The sequence below is a fragment of the Streptomyces sp. NPDC000348 genome, from assembly GCF_042898795.1.
In the GTDB taxonomy this organism is placed as follows: domain Bacteria; phylum Actinomycetota; class Actinomycetes; order Streptomycetales; family Streptomycetaceae; genus Streptomyces.
Genome location: NZ_JBIAZD010000027.1, coordinates 12,895 through 37,249, shown reverse-complemented (window position 1 = coordinate 37,249; position 24,355 = coordinate 12,895). Strand labels below are relative to the sequence as shown.

Annotated in this window: 16 protein-coding genes and 1 pseudogene; 5 read left to right on the top strand and 12 right to left on the bottom strand. The window is 71.4% G+C overall.

Annotated features, from left to right (window positions below):
* Positions 1 to 83: 83 nt before the first annotated feature.
* The 4 genes from ACFY3N_RS33900 to ACFY3N_RS33885 form a co-directional block, all read right to left on the bottom strand.
* Positions 84 to 1,376 (bottom strand): M50 family metallopeptidase, encoded by a 1,293-nt coding sequence (locus tag ACFY3N_RS33900; protein ID WP_390820683.1) that lies wholly within the window; start codon positions 1,374 to 1,376, stop codon positions 84 to 86.
* A gap of 8 nt (positions 1,377 to 1,384) precedes the next feature.
* Positions 1,385 to 2,647, bottom strand: a complete 1,263-nt coding sequence (gene dxr, locus ACFY3N_RS33895) for a 1-deoxy-D-xylulose-5-phosphate reductoisomerase (RefSeq protein WP_390820651.1) — start codon at positions 2,645 to 2,647, stop codon at positions 1,385 to 1,387.
* 300 nt (positions 2,648 to 2,947) lie between these two features.
* Positions 2,948 to 3,745, bottom strand: coding sequence for a carbonic anhydrase (locus ACFY3N_RS33890; RefSeq protein ID WP_390820650.1), 798 nt, complete (start codon positions 3,743 to 3,745; stop codon positions 2,948 to 2,950).
* Between the two features lie 249 nt (positions 3,746 to 3,994).
* Positions 3,995 to 5,935, bottom strand: a complete 1,941-nt coding sequence (locus ACFY3N_RS33885) for an acyl-CoA dehydrogenase family protein (protein WP_390820649.1) — start codon at positions 5,933 to 5,935, stop codon at positions 3,995 to 3,997.
* 319 nt (positions 5,936 to 6,254) lie between these two features.
* On the opposite strand from ACFY3N_RS33885, the gene ACFY3N_RS33880 reads away from it, so the two are divergent.
* Entirely contained in the window at positions 6,255 to 7,301 is a 1,047-nt protein-coding gene (locus tag ACFY3N_RS33880; RefSeq protein WP_390820648.1) for a LacI family DNA-binding transcriptional regulator, read from the top strand.
* Positions 7,302 to 7,361: 60 nt separating this feature from the next.
* Here ACFY3N_RS33880 and ACFY3N_RS33875 read toward each other — a convergent pair whose 3' ends face one another.
* The 7 genes and pseudogenes from ACFY3N_RS33875 to ACFY3N_RS33845 form a co-directional block, all read right to left on the bottom strand.
* Entirely contained in the window at positions 7,362 to 8,075 is a 714-nt protein-coding gene (locus ACFY3N_RS33875; protein ID WP_390820647.1) for a hypothetical protein, read from the bottom strand.
* 37 nt (positions 8,076 to 8,112) lie between these two features.
* Positions 8,113 to 10,329, bottom strand: a complete 2,217-nt coding sequence (locus ACFY3N_RS33870) for a glycoside hydrolase N-terminal domain-containing protein (protein WP_390820646.1) — start codon at positions 10,327 to 10,329, stop codon at positions 8,113 to 8,115.
* Positions 10,326 to 12,293: a DUF4434 domain-containing protein gene (locus ACFY3N_RS33865; protein WP_390820645.1), complete on the bottom strand. Its 1,968-nt coding sequence runs from the start codon at positions 12,291 to 12,293 to the stop codon at positions 10,326 to 10,328. The genes ACFY3N_RS33870 and ACFY3N_RS33865 overlap by 4 nt, the downstream gene beginning before the upstream one ends.
* A pseudogene (locus ACFY3N_RS33860) lies at positions 12,293 to 12,784 on the bottom strand (WD40/YVTN/BNR-like repeat-containing protein); the annotation flags it as partial. The pseudogene ACFY3N_RS33860 and the gene ACFY3N_RS33865, both read right to left, overlap by 1 nt.
* 354 nt (positions 12,785 to 13,138) lie before the next feature.
* Positions 13,139 to 14,074 carry a carbohydrate ABC transporter permease gene (locus ACFY3N_RS33855; protein WP_390820644.1) on the bottom strand — a complete coding sequence of 312 codons (936 nt, stop codon included), beginning with the start codon at positions 14,072 to 14,074 and terminating at the stop codon, positions 13,139 to 13,141.
* The gene (locus ACFY3N_RS33850) at positions 14,071 to 15,105 is read right to left on the bottom strand and encodes an ABC transporter permease (protein WP_390820643.1); all 1,035 of its coding nucleotides are present in this window, start codon (positions 15,103 to 15,105) and stop codon (positions 14,071 to 14,073) included. The genes ACFY3N_RS33855 and ACFY3N_RS33850 overlap by 4 nt, the downstream gene beginning before the upstream one ends.
* Positions 15,106 to 15,132: 27 nt before the next feature.
* Entirely contained in the window at positions 15,133 to 16,827 is a 1,695-nt protein-coding gene (locus ACFY3N_RS33845; protein WP_390820642.1) for an extracellular solute-binding protein, read from the bottom strand.
* A gap of 359 nt (positions 16,828 to 17,186) precedes the next feature.
* Here ACFY3N_RS33845 and ACFY3N_RS33840 point away from each other — a divergent pair, with 359 nt between their 5' ends.
* Both ACFY3N_RS33840 and ACFY3N_RS33835 read left to right on the top strand, forming a co-directional pair.
* The gene (locus ACFY3N_RS33840; RefSeq protein WP_390820641.1) at positions 17,187 to 20,027 is read left to right on the top strand and encodes a glycoside hydrolase family 3 C-terminal domain-containing protein; all 2,841 of its coding nucleotides are present in this window, start codon (positions 17,187 to 17,189) and stop codon (positions 20,025 to 20,027) included.
* Positions 20,028 to 20,223: 196 nt separating this feature from the next.
* Positions 20,224 to 20,682 (top strand): DUF4190 domain-containing protein, encoded by a 459-nt coding sequence (locus tag ACFY3N_RS33835; RefSeq protein WP_390820640.1) that lies wholly within the window; start codon positions 20,224 to 20,226, stop codon positions 20,680 to 20,682.
* 67 nt (positions 20,683 to 20,749) lie between these two features.
* On the opposite strand, the gene ACFY3N_RS33830 is transcribed toward ACFY3N_RS33835, so the two are convergent.
* A complete protein-coding gene (locus ACFY3N_RS33830; protein WP_390820639.1) occupies positions 20,750 to 21,319 on the bottom strand; it encodes an NADAR family protein in 570 nt (189 codons plus the stop codon).
* 198 nt (positions 21,320 to 21,517) lie between these two features.
* On the opposite strand from ACFY3N_RS33830, the gene ACFY3N_RS33825 reads away from it, so the two are divergent.
* Both ACFY3N_RS33825 and ACFY3N_RS33820 read left to right on the top strand, forming a co-directional pair.
* The gene (locus ACFY3N_RS33825) at positions 21,518 to 23,053 is read left to right on the top strand and encodes a gamma-aminobutyraldehyde dehydrogenase (RefSeq protein ID WP_390820638.1); all 1,536 of its coding nucleotides are present in this window, start codon (positions 21,518 to 21,520) and stop codon (positions 23,051 to 23,053) included.
* A 50-nt stretch (positions 23,054 to 23,103) separates the two neighbouring features.
* A complete protein-coding gene (locus ACFY3N_RS33820; protein ID WP_390820637.1) occupies positions 23,104 to 24,351 on the top strand; it encodes a spermidine/putrescine ABC transporter substrate-binding protein in 1,248 nt (415 codons plus the stop codon).
* Positions 24,352 to 24,355 lie beyond the last annotated feature (4 nt).

The following is a 24,355-nucleotide window of genomic DNA, read 5'->3' as shown; positions in this document are numbered from 1 at the left end:
GCGCACGTAAACCCGCCCAAAGGGCGACGGCCTGGAAACCAAGGGTTCCAGGCCGTCGTGAACGGCGGGTGTCACGGCCCGGGCTAGGAGATCCGCACCGGGTTCACCACGTCCGCGATCAGGACGAGGAGGGTGAAGCAGACGAAGACCCCGGCCACCACGTAGGCCACCGGCATCAGTTTCGCCACGTCGAACGGGCCGGGGTCGGGGCGGCGCAGCACCTTGGCGAGGTTGCGGCGCAGCGACTCCCACAGGGCGCCCGCGATGTGTCCGCCGTCGAGCGGCAGCAGCGGGAGCATGTTGAACAGGAACAGGGAGAGGTTGAAGCCGGCGAGCAGCATCACGAACATCGCCAGTTGCTGCGAGGCCGGGATGTCGAGGGTGGCGATCTCGCCGCCGACCCGGGCCGCGCCGACGACGCCCATCGGGGAGTCGGGTTCGCGAGGGCCGTCGCCGAAGGCCGCGTCCCACAGGGCGGGGATCTTGGACGGCAGGGCGGCGAGGGAGTCGACGGCGTCGCCGACCCGGTCGGTCATCCAGGTCACGGAGTCGCCGAAGTCCTGTTTGACGACGCCGGTGGCCGCGCTGAAGCCGAGGAAGCCAGCCTTGACGTACTCGCCCTCGACGTAGGCGCCGTTGCCGTCCTTCTTGGCGACCATGTTGGTGGCGATCGTCGCCTGGAGGGTGACCTCCCGGCCGTCGCGTTCGACGACGATCGGCACGGTCTTGCCGGCGCTGTCGCGGATGAGGTCGGAGAGGGTGCCCCAGTCGTCGGTCCTGACCCCGGCGAAGGCGACGATCCTGTCGTCGGCCTTCATCCCGGCGGCGGCGGCCGGGGACTGGGGGTCGGACTTCTTGCAGTCGTCGCGGTTCTCGGTCTGCGAGATCACGCACTGCGAGACCGAGCTGACGGTGGTGGTCTGCTGCTGGATGCCGAAGCCCATCAGCACGATCAGGAACAGTACGACCGCGAGGACCAGGTTCATGAACGGGCCCGCGAACATCACCACGACCCGTTTCCACGGCTTGCGCGTGTAGAACAGGCGGTTCTCGTCGCCGGGCCTGAGCTCCTCGAACGCGGCGGAGCGGGCGTCCTCGATCATGCCGCGCCACGGTGAGGTGGAGCGGGCCTCCAGCCGGCCGTCGGGGCCGGGCGGGAACATGCCGATCATGCGGATGTAGCCGCCGAACGGGATCGCCTTGACGCCGTACTCGGTCTCGCCCTTGTTCCGCGACCAGAGGGTCGGGCCGAAGCCGACCATGTACTGGGGCACGCGGATGCCGAACATCTTGGCCGTGGAGAGATGGCCCAGCTCGTGCCACGCGATCGAGAACAGCAGGCCGGCCGCGAAGACGACTATGCCGAGGATGAACATCAGGGTCGTCATGCACGCGCCTCCGCGCTCGCCGTCCGGTCGGTCAGTTCCCGGGCCCTCGTCCGCGCCCAGGTCTCCGCTTCGAGGACGTCCGACACGGTCAGTGAAGTTCCCGTCGCCGGGGTGCCGTGTTCCTCGACCACCCGGGTGACGGTCTCCATGATCCCGTTGAACGGCAGCGCGCCGGCGCGGAACGCCTCCACGCACTCCTCGTTCGCGGCATTGAACACCGCCGGGGCGGTTCCCGCGAGCTCGCCGACGTGCCGGGCGAGGTTCACGGAGGGGAAGGCCTCGTTGTCGAGGGGGAAGAACTCCCAGGTGGACGCCTTGCTCCAGTCGAAGACGGGGGCGGCGTCGGGGACCCGTTCGGGCCAGCCGAGACCGATGGCGATGGGCCCGCGCATGTCGGGGGGCGTCGCCTGGGCCAGTGTCGATCCGTCCGTGAACTCAACCATCGAGTGGACATACGACTGCGGGTGCACGACGACCTCGATGCGGTCGAAGGAGATGTCGTACAGCAGGTGCGCCTCGATGACCTCCAGGCCCTTGTTGACGAGGGTCGCGGAGTTGATCGTGATGACCGGGCCCATGGCCCAGGTGGGGTGGGCGAGGGCGTCCTCGACGGTGACGTCCGCCAGCTGCTCCTTGGTGCGGCCCCGGAAGGGGCCGCCGGAGGCGGTGACGACGAGCCTGCGGACATCGGCGCGGGTGCCGGCGGCCAGCGCCTGGAAGAGGGCGGCGTGCTCGGAGTCGACCGGGATGATCTGACCGGGCTTGGCGAGGGCCTTGACCAGCGGGCCGCCGACGATGAGCGACTCCTTGTTGGCGAGCGCGAGGGTGCGGCCCGCCTCCAGGGCGGCGAGGGTCGGGGCGAGACCGATGGAACCGGTGATGCCGTTGAGGACGGTGTGGCAGTCGGAGGCGGCGACCTGGGTGGCCGCGTCCTTGCCGGCCAGGATCTCGGGCAGCGGTTCCCCCGCCTCGTACTGCGCGGACAGCGCCTCGCGCAGCGCCGGTACGACGTCCTCGCGGGCCACGGCGACCGTGCGCACCCGCAGCCGGCGGGCCTGCTCGGCGAGGAGGGCGACCCGGCCGCCGTTGGCGGACAGGCCGGTGACCCGGAAGCGGTCGGGGTTGCGCAGCACGAGGTCGATGGCCTGGGTGCCGATCGACCCGGTGGAGCCGAGGATCACCACGTCCTTCGGGCCGTCTCCCGCCACGGGGTCGTAGACGAGGTGCGGGTCGGCGAGGGGGGCTGGAGCGTCGGTCATGGACCCATTGTGTCGGGTCTCGACCGCCGCCGGGCCCCGCCCCGGCGACCCAGGGGCGCACCCCGGCAACCCGGGGACGCACCCCGGCGACCCAGGGGCGCGCCCCGGTGTCCCGGAGGCGCACCCCGGCAACCCGGGGGCGCGTCCCAGCGGCCCGGGGGCGCACCCCGGCGCCCCGGAGGCACCCCCGGCCGACCCGGGGGCGCGTCCCAGCGGCCCGGAGGCGCACCCCGGCGACCCGGAGGCGCGCCCCCGCTCCGTGCGCCGGCCCGGTGGTCCGCCGGCGTTCCCGCCCGCCGGTCAGCGGTCGATGTGGTCGACCTCACGGCCGCCGCGCGGCTGGATCGGGCGGTTGCTCCTCGGGAACAGCTCCCGGTACGCCGCGACCTGCCGCGGGGTGACGCGCACCTGGTCCTCCAGCACGGTCCACTTGACGCCCTCCGTGCAGGGCGGGGTGGTCAGGGAGCCCTCGTAGCGGTACTGGCCGCGGCCGCCGGGGAGGAACCGTGCGAGGTCGACGGGCTTGGTGACGCGGCTCCGCCCGCCCTCCTCGGCCGGGAGGCGCTTCCACAGGTCCGTGAAGGCGGAGTGGCCCTTCGCCGCCCTCATCAGCACGCCGAGGACGGCGAGTTCGCCCTTGCCGTCCTCGTGCACGAAGTGCATCTCCATGGCCGCGTGCGCACCGTCCTCGGTGTGCTCGCTGGGGAGGTGGAAGTGGAACTGCCGCAGCTGGTACGTGGTGCCGTCGACGACGATGCTGCTGCCGGCGGAGACATTGGCCTGAACGGTGTGGCCGTTGTTCACGAGCTCCGCGGTGACGGGTCGGTAGTGGACGGTGACGGGTGTGTCCGTCTCGACGGCGATGTCCTCGGTGAGGTCGATGGGTGACTGTTCACGGCCCTTCTCGCAGGCCTCGAAGTCCTCGCTGAGCGAGGCCCAGTGCTCCGGGCCGGTGGCTCCCTCGTAGCTCCAGTGCGGGGTCTCCCGGGACGCGCCGGCCGGGGAGGCGGTGGCGGTGGCGGTGCAGGCGGTCGCCGTGGCGGCCGTGAGGACGACGGCCGCGGAGACGACGGCCGTGCGTATGTGGTGGGAGAACATGCGGATGACCCCTCATCGGATGGTGGGAGGTCATCCACCTTTCGCCATCGACCGCAACGAACGGGGCAAGGTTCGAACAGGGAACGGCAAGGAAGGGTAAGCAAACGTCCAAGGACCCGGCACATGGTCCGCAAAACAGGAAAAACCTTCAGCTGTAAGGGAGTTGGGCGCTCAGGACGGGAAGGAGGGAGGGCGGCCGGGTGCGGGGACCCGGCCGCCCTCCCTCCGGTGCCGTGATGGCACGCGTCGTCAGCGGATCGGACGGTGCGCGTTCTCCCGGGTGCTCGGGCCGGGTGTGGCGTCGGCGATCCAGGGACCGTCGTCGGAGGGGTCGATGACGCCCTGCTCCAGCCACTCGTAGGTGCCGGAGAGCACGCCCCTGACGACCTTGCGGTCGAGGTCGTCGGTGTTGGTCCACAGGCGGCCGAAGAGTTCCTCGACGCGGATGCGGGCCTGACGGCAGAAGGCGTCGGCGAGCTGGTAGGCCTCGCGGCCGTGGTCGTCGCGGCCGCGCAGGAGCTCGGCGCGGACGCAGGCGGCGCTCATGGCGAACAGTTCGGCGCCGATGTCGACGATCCTGCCCAGGAAGCCCTGCTTGGTCTCCATCCTCCCCTGCCAGCGGGACATGGCGTAGAAGGTGGAGCGGGCCAGCTTGCGGGAGGTGCGCTCGACGTAGCGCAGGTGCGGGGAGAGGTCGACGCCGTGCTTGAACTCGCCGTACGCGCCGGGGAGCTGTCCGGGGCCGGCGACGAGTCTCGGCAGCCACTTGGCGTAGAAGACGCCCGCGCCGGCGCCCGCCCGCGCCTTGTCGCCGAGGGACTTCTCGGGGTCGATCAGGTCACCGGCGACCGAGAGGTGGGCGTCGACGGCCTCGCGTGCGATCAGCAGGTGCATGATCTCCGTGGAGCCCTCGAAGATGCGGTTGATGCGCAGGTCACGCAGCAACTGCTCGGCGGGGACCGCCCGTTCGCCGCGCGCCCGCAGGGACTCTGCGGTCTCGAAGCCGCGGCCGCCGCGGATCTGGACCAGTTCGTCGGCCATCAGCCAGGCCATCTCCGAGCCGTACAGCTTGGCGAGGGCGGCCTCGATGCGGATGTCGTTGCGGTCCTCGTCGGCCATCTGCGAGGAGAGGTCGACCACGGCCTCCAGGGCGAAGGTGGTGGCCGCGATGAACGCGATCTTGGAGCCGACGGCCTCGTGCAGCGCCACCGGCCTGCCCCACTGCTCCCGGGCCGCCGACCACTCGCGGGCGATCTTCAGGCACCACTTGCCGGACCCGACGCACATCGCGGGCAGGGAGAGCCGGCCGGTGTTGAGCGTGGTCAGGGCGATCTTCAGGCCCTGCCCCTCCTCGCCGATGCGGTGGGAGGCGGGGACCCGGACCCGGTGGAAGCGGGTGACGCCGTTCTCCAGCCCGCGCAGGCCCATGAAGGCGTTGCGGTTCTCCACGGTGACGCCCTCGGACGCCGCCTCGACCACGAACGCGGTGATGCCGCCCCGGTGGCCCTCGGACCCCGGTACGCGCGCCATGACCACGAGGAGGTCGGCGACCACGCCGTTGGTGGTCCACAGCTTCACCCCGTCGAGGACGTACTCGTCGCCCTCGGGGACGGCGGTGGTGGCGAGCCGCGCCGGGTCCGAGCCGACGTCGGGCTCGGTGAGCAGGAAGGCCGAGATGTCGGTGCGGGCGCAGCGCGGCAGGAACGTCTCCTTCTGCTCCCGCGTGCCGAAGATCTTCAGCGGCTGCGGGACGCCGATCGACTGGTGCGCCGAGAGCAGCGCGCCGACCGCCGGGTTCGCGGAGCCGACCAGGGCCAGGGCCTTGTTGTAGTAGACCTGGGTGAGGCCGAGGCCGCCGTACTTGGTGTCGATCTTCATGCCGAAGGCGCCGAGCTCCTTGAGCCCGGTGATCACGTCGTCGGGGATCAGGGCGTCGCGCTCGATCCGGGCACCGTCGATCTTCGTCTCGCAGAAGTCGCGGAGTTTGGCGAGGAACTCCTCGCCGCGCTGGACGTGCTCGTCGGCGGGCAGGGGGTGGGGGTGGATCAGGTCGAGCCGGAAGCGGCCGAGGAACAGTTCCTTGGCGAAGCTGGGCTTGCGCCAGTCCTGTTCCCGGGCGGCCTCCGCCACCTGACGGGCCTCACGTTCGGTGACCGTGGGCCGGGACGGAGACTCGGGTGCTGCGGACATGAGGCTCACCTCGCCGCGAATGGGATGGGATCATTACATTACCGACTGGTGCCACTCGATCGTGTGTACCCGATCCGTAGCCGCCCCGCCACCCTTCGTACGGCCGCACGGCCGACACTCCCGTGCCCGGCGGGCGGGCGGGGTGAGGGAGAATTCCTCCGGCGCCTCCTCCCATCCGATCCGGTTCCGGAGAAGGGTGTCGAAGCGCTTCGACAGCCTATGGACATCCGTCCTCCTGTGGGATTACTGTCGGACCACCCTCACCTGCCCCCCTTACATTGCGCGCACTGTCGAAGCGCTTCACAAGCTTGGAGACTGGATGGTCACCCTCGCCGAGGTCGCCCAGCACGCCGGAGTCTCCGCGAGCACGGTGAGCTATGTCCTCAGCGGCAAGCGGTCCATCTCCGCGAACACCCGGCAGCGGGTCGAGCGGAGCATCCACGAACTCGGGTACCACCCGAACGCCGGGGCCCGTGCCCTGGCCAGCAGCAGGTCGAACATCATCGCACTGATGATCCCGCTGCGTACGGACATGTACGTGCCGGTGATGATGGAGATCGCCATCGCGGTGGCCACCACGGCCCGCACCCACGGGTACGACGTGCTGCTGCTCACCGGCGAGGAGGGCCCGGACGCGGTGCGCCGGGTCGCGGGCAGCGGACTCGCCGACGGCATGATCCTGATGGACGTCGAACTCGACGACGAGCGGCTGCCGCTGCTGCGCGGCGGGGGTTCCCCCGCTCGGGCGAAGCCGGGGGCGAGGGACGACCAGCCCGCGGTGCTGATCGGGCTGCCCGCCGACACCACCGGGCTGACCTGCGTCGACCTCGACTTCAAGGCCACCGGTGCGCTGTGCGTGGAGCATCTGGCGGAGCGGGGGCACCGCGACATCGCCGTCATCGGCGAGGCGCCGGCGGTCTACGAACGGCACACCGGCTTCGCCGAGCGCACCCTGGACGGACTGCGCGGCCGGGCGGGGGAGCTGGGACTGCGGCTGCTGCACCGGCCGTGCGAGGGCGGGTACGACGCGATGGCCGTGACCCTGGCCCGGATCCTCGACGAACGCCCCGGCACCACGGGCTTCGTCGTGCAGAACGAGTCGGCGGTGGAACCGCTGCTCGCCCTGCTGCGGCAGCAGGGGCGGGCCGTGCCCGAGGACGTCTCGGTGGTCGCGATCTGCCCGGAGCAGGTCGCCGTGCAGGCCTCGGTGCGGCTGACGTCGGTCGCCGTCCCCGCGCAGGAGATGGGCCGGCTCGCCGTGGAACAGCTGGTCGCCAAGCTCGGCGGGCGGGGCGGCGACGAGGTCGTCCTGATCGCACCCGAGCTGACGGTCCGCGCCAGCTCGGGCCCGGCGCCCGTCCGGTAGTCCGCCCGTACGGCGAGGGGCCGGCCCGGGCGGACCGGCCCCTCGCCGTACGGGCACGGATCAGCCGCCGCTGACCGTCAGGTTGTTGGTACGGAAGTCCAGCCCGCCGGCCGACGAGGTGATCTCGTAGCCGAACTGCACGTCACCGATGGTCTCGTTGCCCATCCAGCCCTTGGTGTCCTTGATCCACCTGAGGATCGGGAGGATGTCGACGGTGCCGGAGTTCGAGTCCGAGGTGCGCAGGAACGAGAAGACCTCGTTGGCCCCGTTGTTCCCCTTGTACACGTTCCAGGTGTGGCCGCCGAGGCTCACGGTGCCCTGCGGGCTGCCGAGCGGGCCCACGGCCCCGTTGTGGTTGACCCACAGCATGATCTCGTAGTCGTAGTCCGTGTCCCAGATGTCGTACGAGGTGTTGTACGCGCCCGAGGACGGGACGGTGACGTTGTAGCTGCTGGTGAGCGAGGAGAGGGAGGTGATCGGCTTGTTGATCACCTTCTTGGCGTTCGGGTAGGACTTGATGCCGCCCGTGTTGGGGTGGTCGGCCCACGCGCCCCAGTTGGTGCCGGAGTTGGCCCAGACGCACTGGGCGCCGGCGCCGGAGCCCCAGATGTTGTTGTAGAGGGTGTAGCCGTTGAGGCTGGTGTTGCCCCACTGGTCGCAGGAGCTCCAGACTGCGGCGTGCGCGGGGGCGGAGGCGAGGCCGACCGTCGCGCCGAGGGCGAGGGCGGGCGCCAGCAGGGCCTTGGTGATCCTGCTCAAGGTGCTTGGTGCCATGGCTTTCCTTCCATGGGTGGGGGGAATTGCGGGAGGGTCACCGCGCCTTCGGGGTGAGGACGCGGTCTTCTCCGGCGACCAGGTCGAGCGGCTCGGCGCCGGCGGAAGTCCACAGGTCGATGCGGTGGGTGCGGGTGGGCCGCAGGACGGCGGTGACGCCGTCCTGGGACCAGGTGAGGTCGAGCGAGGCGCCGAAGCGGGTGCGGATGCCGCGCAGTTCGCCGCTCGGGTACGCCGGGAGCGGCGCCGGCAGCAGGACCAGCCGGTCGGGGGTGGACTGCACGAGCGCCTCGATCAGCACGGCGGGCAGGGTGTGGGCGGCGTCGGCGTTGTAGACGTGGCGGTGCGGGTAGTGCGCGCTCATCAGGGAGGCGTGGAAGAAGTCGCCGTCGAGGACCTGGCCGAGCGCGTGGGCGACCCGCTCGCCGTCCCGGAGGCGGGCCGCGATCAGCGCGTGGTGCAGATGGCCGTGCGCGGAGTCGTTCTCGGCGCCGCGCAGTTCCAGGGCGCGGTGGGCGGCGGCGGCCAGGTCCGGGGTGTCGTAGGGGGTGATCTCGTCCAGGGGCCAGACGCCGTAGAGGTGGCTGAGGTGGCGGTGGTCGTAGGAGTCCTCCAGGCCGGGCCACGCCCATTCGGCCAGCGCGCCGTCGGCGTTGATCCGGTGCGGGGGCAGCCGGTCGGCGAGCGCCCGCCAGCGGTCGGCGTGCTCCGGGTGGTACGCGGCGGCGGTCCGCAGGGCGTGCCGGGCCGCGGAGAGGTCCATGGCCGCGTTGACGGTGCCCCAGCTCGCGTTGGCGGGCCGGTTCTCGGGCGAGTAGGAGGGGACGACGGCCGGCCGGCCCTCGCTGTCGGTGCGGGTGAGGAAGTCCTCGTAGAACAGGGCGACCTCGGCGAGCGCGGCGGCGGTGTGCGGGTCGCGTCCGCCGTGCGTCTCGTCGTGGTCGACGAGGGGCTTGAGCAGCCAGTCGGCGCCGGCGGTCCACAGGTGCAGCGGGTACTCGCGGCTGAAGTGGTACGAGTGCCCCGACTCGCCGTCGCTGTGGGCGGGCGCGACGACGCCCCGGGCGCCGAAGACCGCGCGGGCGTTGTCCCGCCAGTCGGGCAGCTGCCGCCGGATCAGGGCGGCCAGCGCCCCGGTCACCTCGGGGAGGTCCGCCGCGGCGGCGGAGGCGGTCTGGAGGTTGAGGTTGGCGTCGTGGGTGAAGGCGCCGGACCAGGCGGTGTCCCAGTCGCCGGTCCACAGTCCGGTCAGCCGGGGCGGGAACAGGCCGCTGGAGGACAGCAGGTGGTAGCGGCCGGCCGCGAAGAGCCTCTCGAGCAGGGCGGCGCTGCGCGGCCGGGTGAGCAGCTCCGAGCCCGGCAGGGCGCGTTCGTCCGGGTCGGCGGCCAGGTCCAGGGTGACGCGTGCGTAGGCGGTGCGGTGCAGCGGGAGGTGGCGGGCGAGGAGGCCGTCGTACGAGGACCCGGGGTCGTCGTCGAGCAGATCGCGCAGGGCGCGGCCCTCGGCGACCACGTCGAGTTCCCCGGTGTGCCGCCGCACCCGGGTGAGCAGCAGCACGGACCGCGCGCCCTCGACGTGCACGCCCGGCGGCGCGAGCGCCGTCCGGCCGCCGGTGACGGCGACCAGGGTGACGCCGGTGCAGGCGAGGTCGCTGCCCGGGTAGCGGGCGCGCAGGCTCAGCAGGGCGCCCTCGGGGGTGAGGACCGCTCCGTGGCCGACGCCCAGGCCGGCGGGGGCGCCCGGGAGCCGGTGGTCCAGGCAGACGTCGAGGGTGAGTCCGGGGCCGGTGACGTGCTGGACGATCACGTCGTCGGCGCGGGAGACGAAGACCCGGCTGGTCCGGCCGGCGCGGGTCGCCTCCGCGACGCCGGTGGCGAAGTCGAGCGCCCGGCGGTATCCGTCCCGCTCCCGGTCGTCGTCGTCCGGGCGGCGGAGGCGGATCTGGAAGGCGGGGTGGAAGGGCCGCACCCACTGGAGCGGGCGGCCGTCGGTGAACCCCTCGGCGGCGGCCGGGTCTCCGGACAGCAACCGGTCCTGGAGGTCGGGCAGCCGGTCCGCCAGCCGCGGCGGCAGCCGGTTGTGGTCGTCGCCCTCGCCCGGGCGGACGAGGGTGTGGTGGGTGACGACGGTCCGGTCGTCGTCCGGATCGCCGAACACAAGGGCGCCGTGGTGGCCGTTGCCGCTCAGGAAGGCGTCCTCCCAGCGGGCGGCCGGCCGTGGTTCCCAGGTTCCGTGGACGGGCGCGGCGCTCATGACCCGAGCACCGCCACGCCGTAGCGGCCGAGGGTGATGCGGTCGGTCACGGTGGCCTCCGTCAGCAGGTCGTGGTGGGTTCCCGGGACGTCCACGGTGACCGGCTCGCGGCCGTGGTTGAGCAGGAACAGCAGGTCCCCGCGGCGGACCGCCTCGACTCCGTCGGGGAGTCCGTCGAGCACCGGCCGGACGCCCGCACCGGCCGCGACGCGGGTCAGCAGCGCGCGCAGCGCCTCCGGTTCGGGGAGCGTCGAGACGTACCAGGCGCGGCCCTTGCGCAGCACGGCGGGCAGTCCGTCGAGTTCCCCGCCCCGGTAGGGGACGGTCTCGTCGGCGGTGCCGTCGGGCTCCAGTTCCTCGGACCACAGGGTGCCGCGCAGGCCGTCGCACTCGGCGGTCTCCCCCGGCTCCAGCGGCCACCACTCGTGCAGGGTGCGGATGCCGAAGAGTTCCCGCAGCCGGGCGTCCATGCCGCCGGGCCGCACCCGGTCGTCCTGGTCGGCGACGCCGGTCAGGAACCCGCAGACGAGGGTGCCGCCGCCGCGTACGTAGGCCAGGAGGTTGTCGACGGCCGTGTCGGTGAGGAGGTAGAGCTGCGGGACGACGACGAGCCGGTAGCCGGAGAGGTCGTGTCCGGGGTGGGCGAAGTCGGCGGTGAGGTGCGCCTGCCACAGCGCCCGGTGCCAGGCGCCCAGGACCTGCGGGTAGTCGACCTCGTGGGAGGGCCGGGCCTCCTGGTCGCCGGCCCACCAGGAGTGCCAGTCGTGCAGCACCGCGACCTCGGCGGTGATCCGGCCGCCGGTGACGTGCGGGGCGATCCGGGCCAGGTCCGCGCCGAGTTGCCTGACCTCCTGGTACGTACGTCCCTGCTCACCGGCGTGGCCCACCATCCCGGAGTGGAACTTCTCCGCGCCCTGCCGGGACTGGCGCCACTGGAAGTAGCAGACGGCGTCCGCGCCGCGGGCGACGGCCTGGAGGGACCACAGGCGGTTGAGGCCGCGCGGCTTGGGGTGGTTCACCCGGCGCCAGTTGACCGGTCCGGCCGCCTGCTCCATCAGCATCCAGGGGCCGCGGGCCTGGGAGCGGGTCATGTCCTGGACCAGGGCGCCGCTCTGGGCGCCGAGCGGGTCGCGCGGGTCGGGGTAGAGGTCGACGGAGACGACGTCCTCCTCCTCGGCCCAGCGCCAGGCGTCCTGGCCGGCCCACAGCGGCATGAAGTTGGTGGTGACCGGCAGGTGCGGGGTGTGCCGGCGGACGATGTCGCGTTCGGCGGTGTAACACTCCAGGAGCATGTCGGAGGTGAAGCGCTTGAAGTCCAGCACCTGGGCGGGGTTCTTCAGGTAGTGCGCGTGCCGGGGCGGCAGCACCTCGGCCCAGTCGCCGTAGCCCTGGCTCCAGAAGGCGGTGCCCCAGGCGGTGTTGAGGGCGTCGAGGGTGCCGTGGCGGTGGCGCAGCCAGACCCGGAAGCGGGCGGCGGCCTCGTCGCCCCAGTCGTAGGTGCAGTACTCGTTGTTGATGTGCCACAGGGTGAGGGCGGGATGGGTGCCGTAGCGGGCGGCCAGGTCCTCGGTGATGGCGGCGGCGTACCGGCGGTAGGTGGCGCTGGAGTGCGAGAAGTGCTGGCGTCCGCCCCACCCCTCGGTCCGGCCCTCCGCGTCGCGGGGCAGGGTGTCGGGGTGCAGGTGGCCCATCCAGGGCGGCGGGGAGGCGGTCGGGGTGGCGAGGACGACGCCGATGCCGTTGTCGTGCATCAGGTCCATCAGGCGGTCCAGCCAGTCGTAGTCCCGCTCCCCCGGGCGGGGTTCGAGCTTCGACCAGGAGAAGACGCCGAGGGTGACGGAGTTGACGCCGGCCTCCTTCATCAGGCGGACGTCCTCGTGCCAGACCTCCTCGGGCCACTGCTCGGGGTTGTAGTCGCCGCCGTAGAGGAGGCGGCCGCGGGTGGCGTCGCTCAGGTTCGGCATCAGACGGGCTCCCCGTACTGGATGCCGCGCCCGTTGGTGGCCAGGTAGACCCGGCCGTACACGCGCGGGTCGCCGGTGACGGTCTCGCCGGTCCAGCCCCACTGGTGGCCGTCGTCGTTGATGCGCACCCAGGTCCTCGCCTCGTCGTCGGAGCGGTACACGGCGGTGATCGCCCCGGTGGAGCCGACCTGGTAGACCGCCGGGTAGCCGGCGCCGTCGGCGGCCTTGCCGAAGCCGCGGGCGTGGGAGGACCGGCAGCTGTCGACCTTGGCGAAGCTCCCGCCCCCGTCGGTGGATCGGTACAGCCCGTTCCCCTTGGCGCTCAGCCACGGGTCGCCGGTGCGGCCGGGCGCCGCGGCCAGCTTGAACTGGCTGTCGCCAAAGGGCAGTCCGGTCGCCCGGGCGGTGAAGGAGCGGCCGCCGTCGGTGCTGGCGAGCAGCGTTCCCGTGTCGGTGTCGTACGCGTAGAAGAGCGCCGGGTCGGCCCGGTCGTCCCAGCGGTAAGCGCCGCCGATGTCGGTCCGGGCGTAGGCGAGCCCGCGCACGGAGGGATGGAACAGCACACCGGTGATGAACCCGGTCCCGCCGATGACGACGCTGCGCCAGCGGTAGGCGGAGGACCCGGCGGCCTCCGCCCGGCCGGCGAGGACGGGGACTCCGGCGACAGCGGCGACGGCCGCCGCTCCTGCAAGAACGGCACGCCGACCGAGGGAGGACGCGAGCATGACAGGGTGACCTCGTATCAGGGGTGGGCGGAGAGACTTCAGGGGCGCGGGGAACTGCGCGACCAGCCGCAAGGGACCCGCAGCCGAACAACCGCGCGGTTCCCCGGAAAGACAAGGGTGTCAACCCTTGACCGCGCCGGTGAGCATGCCCTTCTTGAAGTGCTTCTGGACGAACGGCGACAGCACGGCCACCGGCAGCAGGGCCATGACCATCACCGCCATCTGCACGGCCAGGCCGGACAGCTCACCGGTCTTGATCGCCTGGCCCAGGCCGACCGGCGCCTCCTGCTTCTGCACCAGCTGGATCATGACGTTCTGCAGCGGCAGCATGTCCTGGTCGTTCAGGTACAGGGAGGCGTTGAACCAGGCGCTCCAGTAGCCGACGGCGTAGAACAGCGTGATCACCGCGACGACCGCGCGGGAGAGCGGCAGCACGATCTGCCACAGGATGCGCAGGTCCCCGGCCCCGTCGATGCGGGCGCTGTCGATCAGCTCCTGCGAGATGCCCATGAAGAAGCCGCGCAGCACCAGGATGTTGAAGACGCTGATCGCGCTGGGCAGGATCAGCGCGAGGTAGCTGTCCGTCAGGCCCATGGACTGCACCAGCAGGTAGGTGGGGATGAGGCCGGCGCTGAAGAACATCGTGGCCAGCAGCACCATGAGGATCCAGCGGTGGCCGAGGGAGCCGGTGCGGGACAGTCCGTAGGCGCACAGCACCGACACCGCCATCGAGAACAGGGTGCCGACGAGGGTGATGCCGATGCTGACGAGCGCGGCCCGGGTGACCTGGCCGCCGCTGAGCAGTTCCTGGTAGGCGACGAAGGTGATGTCCGTCGGGATCATCACCAGCCCGCCGGCCTCGTCGATGGCCTTGCGCGTGGACAGGCTGGTGACCACGACGATCCAGAGCGGGAACAGGATGGCCAGGCAGGCGAGGAACAGGACCAGCCCCTTGCCCGCGAGCCCGGCCCGGCTGGGCTTCTCCTCCCACACCGGCCGGGGCGGGGCCGCCCAGCGGCCGGGCGTGCGCGCGGGCTTGTCGATGACGGCGGTCACTTCTTGTACACCCCCTGTTCGCCCATGAGATGGGCCACCTTGTTGGCTATCAGGACCAGGCCGAGACTGATGACGCCCTTGACGAGTCCCGCGGCGGCCGCGTAGCCGAAGTCCTGGTTGCGCACGCCGTTCCACCACACGAAGGTGTCGAGGACCTCCGCGGCCCCCGGTCCGACGGCGTCGCGTTGCAGCAGGATCTGTTCGAAGCCGACCGTCAGGGCGTCACCGACGCGCAGCACCAGCAGCAGGGCGATCACCGGGCGCAGCGCGGGCAGCGTGACGTGCCACATGCGGCGCCAGCGGTTGGCGCCGTCCATCGCGGCGGCCTCGTACAGGTCGGGGCTGACCGAGGCCAGCGCGGCGAGGAAGACGATGATCCCCCAGCCGGCGTCCTTCCACACGCTCTGCGCGGTGACCAGGAACTTGAAGGTCTCCGGGTCGGTCATCAGGCTGAGCCCGTCGTACCCGTGGTCGCGCAGCAGCTGGGACAGCAGCCCGGCGCCGCCGAACAGCTGCTGGAAGACGGCGATGACCAGCACCCAGGAGAAGAAGTGCGGCAGGTAGAGGACGGCCTGTGAAATCGCCCGCACCCGCGGCCTGACCACGCTGTTGATGAGCAGCGCGAGCAGGATGGGGATCGGGAAGTAGAGCACCAGCTGGAGGAAGAACAGCACCAGGGTGTTCTGCACCGAGTTCCAGAAGGCGGAGTCCTCGAAGATGCGCTGGAAGTTCTCCAGGCCCACCCAGGGGCTGTGCAGGATGGAGACGACCCCGTTGTCACTGATGTAGGGGTCGTACTCCTGGAACGCGACGACGTTGCCGAGGATCGGCACGTAGTTGAAGAGCAGCACCAGCAGCACGGCCGGCAGCGTCATCAGCAGCAGGACGCGGTCGCGTCGGAACCTCGCCCGGAGGCCGAGCTTCCCGGCGGGCGGTTTCCCCGTGGTCCCGGTGGCGCCGCCGTGCGCCGCCGGGGGGTTCTCCTTCGCTTCGGCCTCGGTGTCGGTCCGAGGCACCGTGCTGTGGGACACGGCGGTTCTCCTTGCCTCGGTATCCGGTCAGCCGGCCGCCGAGCCGTTCTCGTCGAGGATCTTCTTGTACCAGTCGCGGAGTTCGTCCCCGCCCTTGCTCTTCCAGTCGGAGACGGCCTGCTGCACGTCGCTGATCTTCTTGCGGCCGCGGATGACGTCGTCCTCCAGCTGCTCGAAGTCGTTGGAGAGGTTGGTGTAGCGGGCGGGCTCGGTGATCTGCATCCCGTAGAAGGACGACTTCCGGGTGAAGGCGCCCATCCGCTGCTGCCACTCCACCTGGCCCTTGGCGACCTCGGGGAAGTCGGGGTGGGCGATGGTCGGGGCGGGGCTCGCGACCATCACGTAGGCGTTCATCACGTCGATGTTGCCCTGGTCGGTCTTGGTGGGCACGCCGTCCTTGACGGTGTAGTGGGTGCCCTCCACGCCGTAGTTGGTGGCCATGTACTCCTTGGTGCCGTACGGCGCGGCGGTGACGTTGGCGACGGCCAGCACGTCCCGGATCACGGCCTCGGAGGCCTTCTTGTTGACGAAGGCGAAGATGCCGGCCGGGTTCTTCGCCCACAGCGTGGGGTCACCGCCGTCGTGGCCGAAGACGTCCATGCCCCAGATCTTGAAGTCGGGGTTCTGCGTGGCCTGTTCGGCGGTGCGGCTCCACCACTGCGAGGAGTCCTGGTTGTAGATGAGGAACTCGCCGGCGGCGAACTTGGGCCCGGGGTCGGTGGCGTTGCTCTTGCCCAGCTTGGCGTCGGGGTGCACGACTCCGGCGGCGAACAGCTTGCGCGTCCACTCCAGGGCCTCGAGGTACTCCTCGGTCTCGATGCGGTAGATCAGCTTGCCGTCGACCAGGTTCCAGCCGAGCGACTTCTCCTCGCCGGAGAGCACACCGAAGGCGTTGAAGGCGGTCCACTTCATGTCCAGGCAGGCCCAGCGCTTGGCCTTGGCGTTGGTGGCGTCCTTGGCCAGCGCCATGAACTCGTCGCACGAGCGGGGGACCTCGTAGCCCTCCTTCTCGAATATGTCCTGGCGGTAGAGCGGCACGATGCCGGTGACGTACGAGGACGGCATGGGCAGGCCGCGCAGCTTGCCGCCGAAGATGGACCGCTGCCAGGCGTCGGTGGGGATCGCCGCGAGGTTCGGGTAGTCCTTGACCGCGTCTCCGGACAGGTACGGGCCGAGGTCGGCGAACTTGCCGATGATGGCGCTGGGGATCTTGCCCGTCATGTTCCAGCCGGGCACGACCACCACGTCGGGCACCTCGCTGGAGGCGAGGACCGCGCCGAGCTTCTGGTCGTAGGTGTTGCCGTCCTGGTTCTGCCAGACCACGTCGACGCCGATGAGGTCGTTCATCGACGTGTAGTAGGCGTTGCCGTCCTTGGGCGGGGAGCCCCAGAACGGCGACATGATCGTGACCTTGCCGCCCTTGCCGAGCTTCTTCGGCACCGACGTCTTCAGGTCCGCCAGGTCGAGCTTGCCGGTGAAGCCGACCGCGGAACCGTTCTTGCTGGGGATGTCGGGCGTGACCACGTTGCTCGCCACGTACGCCGGGAGGATCTTCTTGGCGTCCTTGCCCGACGTGGTGCCGTCCCGCGAACCTCCGTCGGATCCACCGCACGCGGCGAGCAGCGGCATTCCTCCCGCCACCGCTGCGGTGGCGACCGCCGTGGAGGCGAGGAAGCTTCTCCGGCTCGGTCCGGAGGAGCTGGGGGCGGCGTTCGGCGTCATTGCGTCAACCCTTCATGGCGCACCGGGACACCCGGCAGGTGGCCGTCGGCTGCGGTGTCTTCAGTGGAACTGGCTGAGCCGAAGCGGTGGTTCGGCGGAAGGTGCGCCGGAAAGGCGGGCCTCGCAGTCGAAGCGCTTCGATGTTGCTGCGAGGTTAAGTGAACACCCAGGGGCACACAAGGGCCGCATCCAAGATTCCTCGGATGTATGCGCGATTGCGATGCAGGCATATTGTCCATGCATCGTTCATGAGGTGTTCGATCCGTTGTCCTCGGATCCCTTGACACCCACCCCCACCCCGAATGAGCATCGAAGCGCTTCGAAAGCGCCTCGCCGCTCCATCCCGAGGGGAACCCCACGTGACCGCACAAACGCCGCCTACGCCGCCTTTCCGCGATACGGCTCTGCCGTTCGCGAAGCGCATCGACGACCTCCTGTCGCGGCTCACCCTCGACGAGAAGATCGGATTTCTGCACCAGTTCGCGCCGGCCGTCGAGCGCCTGGACGTCGCCGCCTTCCGCACCGGCCAGGAGGCCCTGCACGGTGTCGCCTGGATGGGTCCGGCGACGGTGTTCCCGCAGGCCGTCGGCCTGGGCGCGACCTGGAACCAGGAGCTGGTGCGCCGGGTGGGCGAGGCGGTGTCCCGCGAGACCCGCGCGATGCGCGCCCGCGACGACCGTGTCGGCCTGAACGTCTGGGCGCCGACCGTCAACCTGCTGCGCCACCCCCTGTGGGGCCGCAACGAGGAGGGCTACTCGGAGGACCCGAAGCTCACCTCGGCGATCGCCACCGCCTACACCCAGGGCCTGCGCGGCGACCACCCGGCCTACTGGCGCACGGCCCCCGTCCTCAAGCACTGGCTGGCGCACAACAACGAGACGGAGCGCGACACCACCTCCAGCTCCGTCCGCCCGCGCGTGCTGCACGAGTACGACCTGCGCGCCTTCCGGGAGACGGTCGAGGCGGGCACGGTGGCCGGCGTGATGCCGGCCTACAACCTGGTCAACGGCCGCCCGAACCACGTCTCCCCGTATCTGCGCGAGCAGTTGCGCGCCTGGACCGAGGAGGACCTGCTGGTCTGCTCGGACGCCGGGGCGCCGTCCAACCTGGTCGACTCCGAGCACTACTTCGACACCCACGAGGAGGCCACCGCGGCGGCCCTGCGGGCCGGGGTCGACAGCTTCACCGACCACGGCACCGACGGCTCGAAGATCATCGGACGTGTCCGGGGCGCGCTGGAACAGGGGCTGCTGACGGAGGCCGACATCGACACGGCCGTACGCCGTCAGCTCTCGGTGCGGTTCCGGCTCGGCGAGTTCGACCCGGGCGCGGACCCGTACGCCGGGGAGCAGCCCTTCGACACCCCGGAGCACCGGGCGCTCGCCCGGGAGGCCGCCGAGCAGGCGATCGTCCTGCTGAAGAACGACGGCCCGCTGCCGCTCGCCCCGGACGCCCGGGTCGCGGTCGTCGGGCTGCTCGCCGACGAGTGCAAGCTCGACTGGTACAGCGGCAGCCTCATCCACCGCGTCACCCCGCTGGAGGGCCTCCGCGAGCGCTTCGGCGCCGAGCGCGTGGAGTTCGCCGAGGGCGTGGACCGGGTGCTGCTGAAGACCTCCGCCGGTACGTTTCTGCACGTCCCGGAGGCCCCCGGGGCCCCCGAGGCGGCGCGTGGCGCCGAGGGCGCCCTCGACCCGGCGCTGCTCGCGGGCCGCACCGACCTGCCGCCGCTCACCGCCGGGGCGGGCGGCACCGAGCTCGCCCTGGCCGACTGGGGCGAGGGCGTGCTCACCCTGCGGGCGCCCGACGGCCGCTACCTCTCGGTCGCCGAGGACGGGTACGTGCGCGCCTCCGCCGACCAGCCGGGCGGCTGGGTCGTGCAGGAGACGTTCCGGCTGGAACCGCACGGGGACGGTCACCTCCTCAGGCATGTGGGGACGGGGCGCCACGTGCAGGTCGCCGCCGACGGCGTGAAGGTTGCCGAGGAGGATCCCGAGGTCTTCGAGCTGGTCGTCGTCGAGCGCGGGGAGGACGCGGTCACGCGCGCCGCGGCCGGCGCCGACGTGGTCGTGGTGGTCGCCGGAAACGATCCGCACATCAACGGGCGCGAGACCGAGGACCGTACGACGCTGCGGCTGCCCGCCCAGCAGGAGCGGCTGCTGCGCGCGGCCCGGGCCGCCAACCCGGACACGGTGCTGGTGCTGACCTCCGCCTACCCGTACGCGGTGGACGCGGCGGACCTCCCGGCGCTGCTGTGGACCGCGCACGGCGGACAGGCCGCGGGCACCGCGCTGGCCCGGGTGCTCGCCGGCGACGTCTCCCCCGCCGGCCGGCTGCCGCAGACCTGGTACGCCGACGACGCCGACCTGCCGGACCTCCTCGACTACGACGTGATCGGCGGCCGGCAGACCTACCTGTACTTCGAGGGCACGCCGCTGTTCCCCTTCGGGCACGGCCTGTCGTACGCCGGTTTCTCCTACGGGGAGCTGACGGCGGACGTCGTCGAATCGGCGGTGCACGTCTCCTTCACCGTCACCAACACCGGTGACGTCACCGCCGACGAGGTGCCCCAGCTCTACACCCGGGCCGTGGACCCCTCGGTCCCGCGTCCGCGCCGCGAACTGCTGGCGCACCGGAGGGTGACGCTGGCGCCCGGGGAGACGGCCGGGCTCTCCTTCGTGCTGCCGCTGTCCGCCTTCGCGTTCTGGGACGTCGCGACGGGCCGGTGGCGCGTGGAGCCGGGGACGTACGAGCTGCTGGCCGGGGCCTCCAGCGAGGACGTGCGCGCACGGGCCGCGGTCACGCTGGACGGCGAGCCGGCCGCTCCGCGTCCCGTCCTCGAACGCGGCCTGGACGCCGCCGACTTCGACGAGCAGAGCGGCATCGAGATCGTCGACCGGACGAAGGCGGCGGGCGACTCGGTCACCGCCGTGGCCGGGAAGGACGGCGAACTCCTCTTCCGCAGCTGTGACTTCGGCGGCGGGGTGACGGAGGTGACCGTGCAGGTGTCCGGCGCGGGCACGGTCGAGGTCTCGCTCGGCAGCGGGCCGGTACGCGCCGAACTGTCTCCAGAGGCGCCCACGTCCGGCCCGTACGACTACACCACGCTCCGCGCGTCCCTCGCCGTCGCCGGCGGGGTGCACGACGTGCGCCTGCGACTGCGCGGCCCGCTGCGGCTCGCGCACGTCGGCTTCTCCGGTTGAGGGTCCGGAGGCGGCCGGCGCGATGAAGGGGCCCGGCACCGGTGGGAACCGGTGCCGGGCCCCTTCCCGTCGGACGCGGACCCTCCCGGGGCGCCGCTGCGGGAGGCGGTCCGGGCCCGGCGGAATCCACCCCTGGGGAAGCCGCGCAGTCCCTATGATGCCGGGGTCAGTTGTAAGTGGAGGGGAGAGCTTTCTCATGTCCGGCACCAATCCCGCACCCGGTGGGTTCGGGCCGCCGTCCCAGCCCCCGCAGCAGCCGGGCCCCGGTTACGGCCATCCGCAGTCCGGCCCGTCCTACGGCTATCCCTCGGCTCCCGCTCCGCAGGGCATGCCCCCCGCGCCCTATCCGCAGACGCCCGGCTACGGGATGCCCCTGCAGCCGAGCAACGGCATGGGGACCACCGGACTGGTGCTGGGCATCATCGGCCTGGTCTGCAGCCTGACCTTCTTCCTGTGGTTCTTCGGAGTGATCCTGGGCATCCTCGCGATCATCTTCGGGGCCGTCGGCCGGGGGAAGGCGAACCGCGGCGAGGCCACCAACAAGGGCTCGGCGACCGCCGGGCTGATCTGCGGCATCGTGGCCACGGTGATCCTGCCGCTGCTCGGCGTCCTGCTGTTCGCCAGTGTCATGGGAGGCGTCGGCGCCGCGTCCTGAACGCCCGTCCCGGCGGAGGGGCCGGTCCGGACGGACCGGCCCCTCCGCCGTGTGCGAGGGCTCGCGTTCAGCCGGTGCGCAGCCGTCTGCGGGCTTCCATCAGCGCGAACCCCAGCAGGTTCGGGCCCAGCCAGCGCTCCGGGTCCGCCGCCCCCTCGTCGCCGGCCGCGAGGCCGATGCCCCACACCCGGTCCACCGGACTCGCCTCGACCAGCACGCGCTCGCCCGTGCCCAGCAGAAAGGCCCGCAGGCCGTCGTGGGCCGCGAACTTGTGCACGCTGCCCTCGACGACGACGCCGAACCGCTCCCGGCGCCAGGTCTCCTCGTCGAAGCCCCGCACCAGCCGTCCCGCCTTCTTGGCCTGCGAGGGGTGCCCCGCGGCCAGCACCCGCCGCTCCCCCTCCGGGTCCCCGAACAGCCGGGCCTTGGCCGCCATCATCCAGTGCTCGGCGGTCGCGTACTCCACGCCGTCCACCGTGAACGGCGACGGCCACCACTGGCTCAGACAGCTCGCCCCGATCCGGCCGTCGGGCAGCGGCCGGTGCCCCCAGAAGTACAGGTATGTGACCCTCGCCCCGGCACGGACCGCCTCGATCAGCGTCTCCCGTGAGTCCGTCGCCCCCGTGATCCTCTCCATGCACGCGAGTCTGGCAGCAACCACTGACACCCCGTCCCGCCTTTTCCGTGGCCACTCGACACCTGGTCGACAGATTCCGTCGCGTAACCAAAAGGCAACAACGGAATCACTTGTTGGAGTCCCATCACTCTGTCAGGATCGGCACTCAAATCGAGCTGGAGCCACGCCGCCCCCCTCGGGGACACGGAGGAGAGCGACATGCACAACCCGGGCAGCACCACCCCGGAACGGTTTCCCGCCCAGGACCGGTTCGCGGACGGCGCGCAGTTCATCGCGGGCCGCCCGGCGAAGGGCACCTCGGGCCGGACCCACGCGGTCGTCGACCCGGCCACCGGCGCGGAGGCGTACACGTACGAACTCGCCGGCCCCGACGACGTCGACGCGGCCGTCGCCGCCGCGCGGGAGGCGTTCGCGGCGTGGGCCGGCGCCACTCCCGGCGAACGGTCCGACGCCCTGCACCGGTTCGCCGCCGTCGTCGCCGACCGCGCGGAGGACTTCGCCCGCGCGGAGTCACTGCAGTGCGGCAAGCCCCTGAAGCTGAGCCGCGGGTTCGACGTACCGGGCACGATCGACAACATCGCCTTCTTCGCCGGGGCCGCCCGTCATCTCCAGGGCCAGTCGGCCGGCGAGTACTCCGGCGACCACACCTCCTACGTCCGCCGTGAGCCGATCGGTGTCGTGGGCTCGATCGCGCCCTGGAACTACCCGCTCCAGATGGCCGCCTGGAAGATCCTCCCGGCGGTCGCCGCGGGCAACACCGTCGTCCTGAAGCCGGCCGAGCTCACCCCGCTGACCTCGCTGCTCTTCGCACAGGCCGCCACCGACGCGGGCATCCCGGACGGTGTGATCAACATCGTCACCGGGACCGGCGGGGAGGCGGGCGAGCGCCTGGTGGGCCACCCCGATGTGGCCATGACCTCCTTCACCGGTTCCACCGCCGTCGGCAAGCGGGTCGCCGAGATCGCCACCGCCACCCTCAAGCGTCTCCACCTGGAGCTCGGCGGCAAGGCCCCCTTCGTCGTCTTCGACGACGCCGACCTCGACGCCGCCGTCAACGGCGCCGTGGCGGGCGCGCTCATCAACACCGGCCAGGACTGCACGGCCGCCACGCGCGCGTACGTGCAGCGTCCGCTCTACGAGGCGTTCGTCGAGCGGACCGCCGCCCTGATGGAGACCGTCCGGCTCGGCGACCCCTTCGCCCCCGGCACCGACCTCGGCCCGATGGTCTCGCACGCCCAGCGCGACCGGGTGGCCGGCTTCGTCGACCGGGCCCGTGCCTACGCGCGCGTCGTGACCGGCGGCGAGGCACCCCTGGGCGAACTGGGGAACGGCGCGTACTATCGCCCCACCCTCATCGCCGGCGCGCCGCAGGACAGCGAGGTCGTGCAGTCCGAGATCTTCGGGCCGGTGCTGGTGGTCCTGCCCTTCGACACCGACGACGAGGGCATCGCGCTGGCCAACGACACCCCGTACGGGCTCGCCGCCTCCGCCTGGAGCCGGGACGTGTACCGCACGGGCCGTGCCACCCGTGAGATCAGGGCCGGGTGCGTGTGGATCAACGACCACATCCCGATCATCAGCGAGATGCCGCACGGCGGCTTCAAGGCGTCCGGCTTCGGCAAGGACATGTCCGCCTACTCGTTCGAGGAGTACACGCAGGTCAAGCACGTCATGTTCGACAACACCGCGGTGGTCCGCAAGGACTGGCACCGCACCATCTTCGGGGACCGATAGCAGCCAGGCCGCCCGACCTGCGGCCACCCTCCCGAAAGGGCACCACGCGCATGGAGCAGTACGAGCCCGACCGCCTCTCGCCGGCCCAGGTGGCCGCCGTGCGGCGCAGCTTCCGCAAGAGCAGGGCGGCCCTGTCCCGCCGTTCCCTGCTGCGCGCCTCCGCGGGCGGCGCGCTCGTGGCCGGCGGACTCGGCGCGCTGAGCGGCTGCGGCATCCCCGCCGCCGGCACCACCCGGGGCGGCGTTCCGGCGGAGGACCACTCCGAGGAGGAGAAGTCCGTCAACTTCTCCAACTGGACCGAGTACATGGACGTCGACGACAGCGGGCGCACCCACCCCACGCTGGACGCGTTCACCAAGAGGACCGGCATCAAGGTCACGTACACCGAGGACATCAACGACAACACCGAGTTCTTCGGCAAGATCAAGCCGCAGCTCGCCGCGGGCCAGGACACCGGCCGCGACATCGTCGTCCTCACCGACTGGCTGGCCGCCCGGCTGATCCGCCTCGGCTGGGTCCAGAAACTGGACCCCTCCAACCTCCCGAACGCCTTCACCAACCTGTCCGCCCAGTTCCGCGACCCCGACTGGGATCCCGGCCGCGCCTACTCGTATCCCTGGCAGGGCATCTCCACGGTCATCGCCTACAACAGGAAGGCGCTCGACGGCGTCGAGGTGAGGACCCTCTCCGACCTGCTGGACAACCCGAGGCTCAAGGGCCGCGTCGGTCTGCTCACCGAGATGCGCGACACCGTCGGCATGACCCTGCTCGACATGGACAAGGACCCGGCGAAGTTCGCCGCCGACGACTACGACGCGGCGATCGCCCGGCTGCAGAAGGCCGTCGACAAGGGCCAGGTCCGCCGCTTCACCGGCAACGACTACACCGCCGACCTCACCAAGGGCGACTTCGCCGCCTGTCTGGCCTGGGCCGGCGACGTCGTCCAGCTCAAGGCGGACAACCCGGACATCGGGTTCCTGATCCCGGACAGCGGCTACATGACGTCCACCGACGCCATGCTGATCCCCAACAAGGCCCGGCACAAGACGAACGCCGAGCGGCTGATCGACTACTACTTCGAGCCGCAGCCGGCCGCCGAGCTCGCCGCCTACATCAACTTCGTCTGTCCCGTCGACGGAGTGAAGGACGAACTCGCGAAGATCGACGAGGACGCGGCGAACAACCCGCTGATCCTCCCCGACAAGGCCATGCAGGCCAAGTCCCGTGCCTTCCGCTCCCTGAGCTCCAAGGAAGAAACGGAATACGAAGAGAAGTTCGCGAAGCTCACTGGGGCGTGACGAG

Bases quoted from the DNA above. Each gene is read 5' to 3' on its own strand.
- ACFY3N_RS33900 (WP_390820683.1), bottom strand. From the start codon at position 1,376: ATGTTCATCCTCGGCATAGTCGTCTTCGCGGCCGGCCTGCTGTTCTCG.
- dxr (WP_390820651.1), bottom strand. From the start codon at position 2,647: ATGACCGACGCTCCAGCCCCCCTCGCCGACCCGCACCTCGTCTACGAC.
- ACFY3N_RS33890 (WP_390820650.1), bottom strand. From the start codon at position 3,745: ATGTTCTCCCACCACATACGCACGGCCGTCGTCTCCGCGGCCGTCGTC.
- ACFY3N_RS33885 (WP_390820649.1), bottom strand. From the start codon at position 5,935: ATGTCCGCAGCACCCGAGTCTCCGTCCCGGCCCACGGTCACCGAACGT.
- ACFY3N_RS33880 (WP_390820648.1), top strand. From the start codon at position 6,255: ATGGTCACCCTCGCCGAGGTCGCCCAGCACGCCGGAGTCTCCGCGAGC.
- ACFY3N_RS33875 (WP_390820647.1), bottom strand. From the start codon at position 8,075: ATGGCACCAAGCACCTTGAGCAGGATCACCAAGGCCCTGCTGGCGCCC.
- ACFY3N_RS33870 (WP_390820646.1), bottom strand. From the start codon at position 10,329: ATGAGCGCCGCGCCCGTCCACGGAACCTGGGAACCACGGCCGGCCGCC.
- ACFY3N_RS33865 (WP_390820645.1), bottom strand. From the start codon at position 12,293: ATGCCGAACCTGAGCGACGCCACCCGCGGCCGCCTCCTCTACGGCGGC.
- ACFY3N_RS33845 (WP_390820642.1), bottom strand. From the start codon at position 16,827: ATGACGCCGAACGCCGCCCCCAGCTCCTCCGGACCGAGCCGGAGAAGC.
- ACFY3N_RS33835 (WP_390820640.1), top strand. From the start codon at position 20,224: ATGTCCGGCACCAATCCCGCACCCGGTGGGTTCGGGCCGCCGTCCCAG.
- ACFY3N_RS33830 (WP_390820639.1), bottom strand. From the start codon at position 21,319: ATGGAGAGGATCACGGGGGCGACGGACTCACGGGAGACGCTGATCGAG.
- ACFY3N_RS33825 (WP_390820638.1), top strand. From the start codon at position 21,518: ATGCACAACCCGGGCAGCACCACCCCGGAACGGTTTCCCGCCCAGGAC.
- ACFY3N_RS33820 (WP_390820637.1), top strand. From the start codon at position 23,104: ATGGAGCAGTACGAGCCCGACCGCCTCTCGCCGGCCCAGGTGGCCGCC.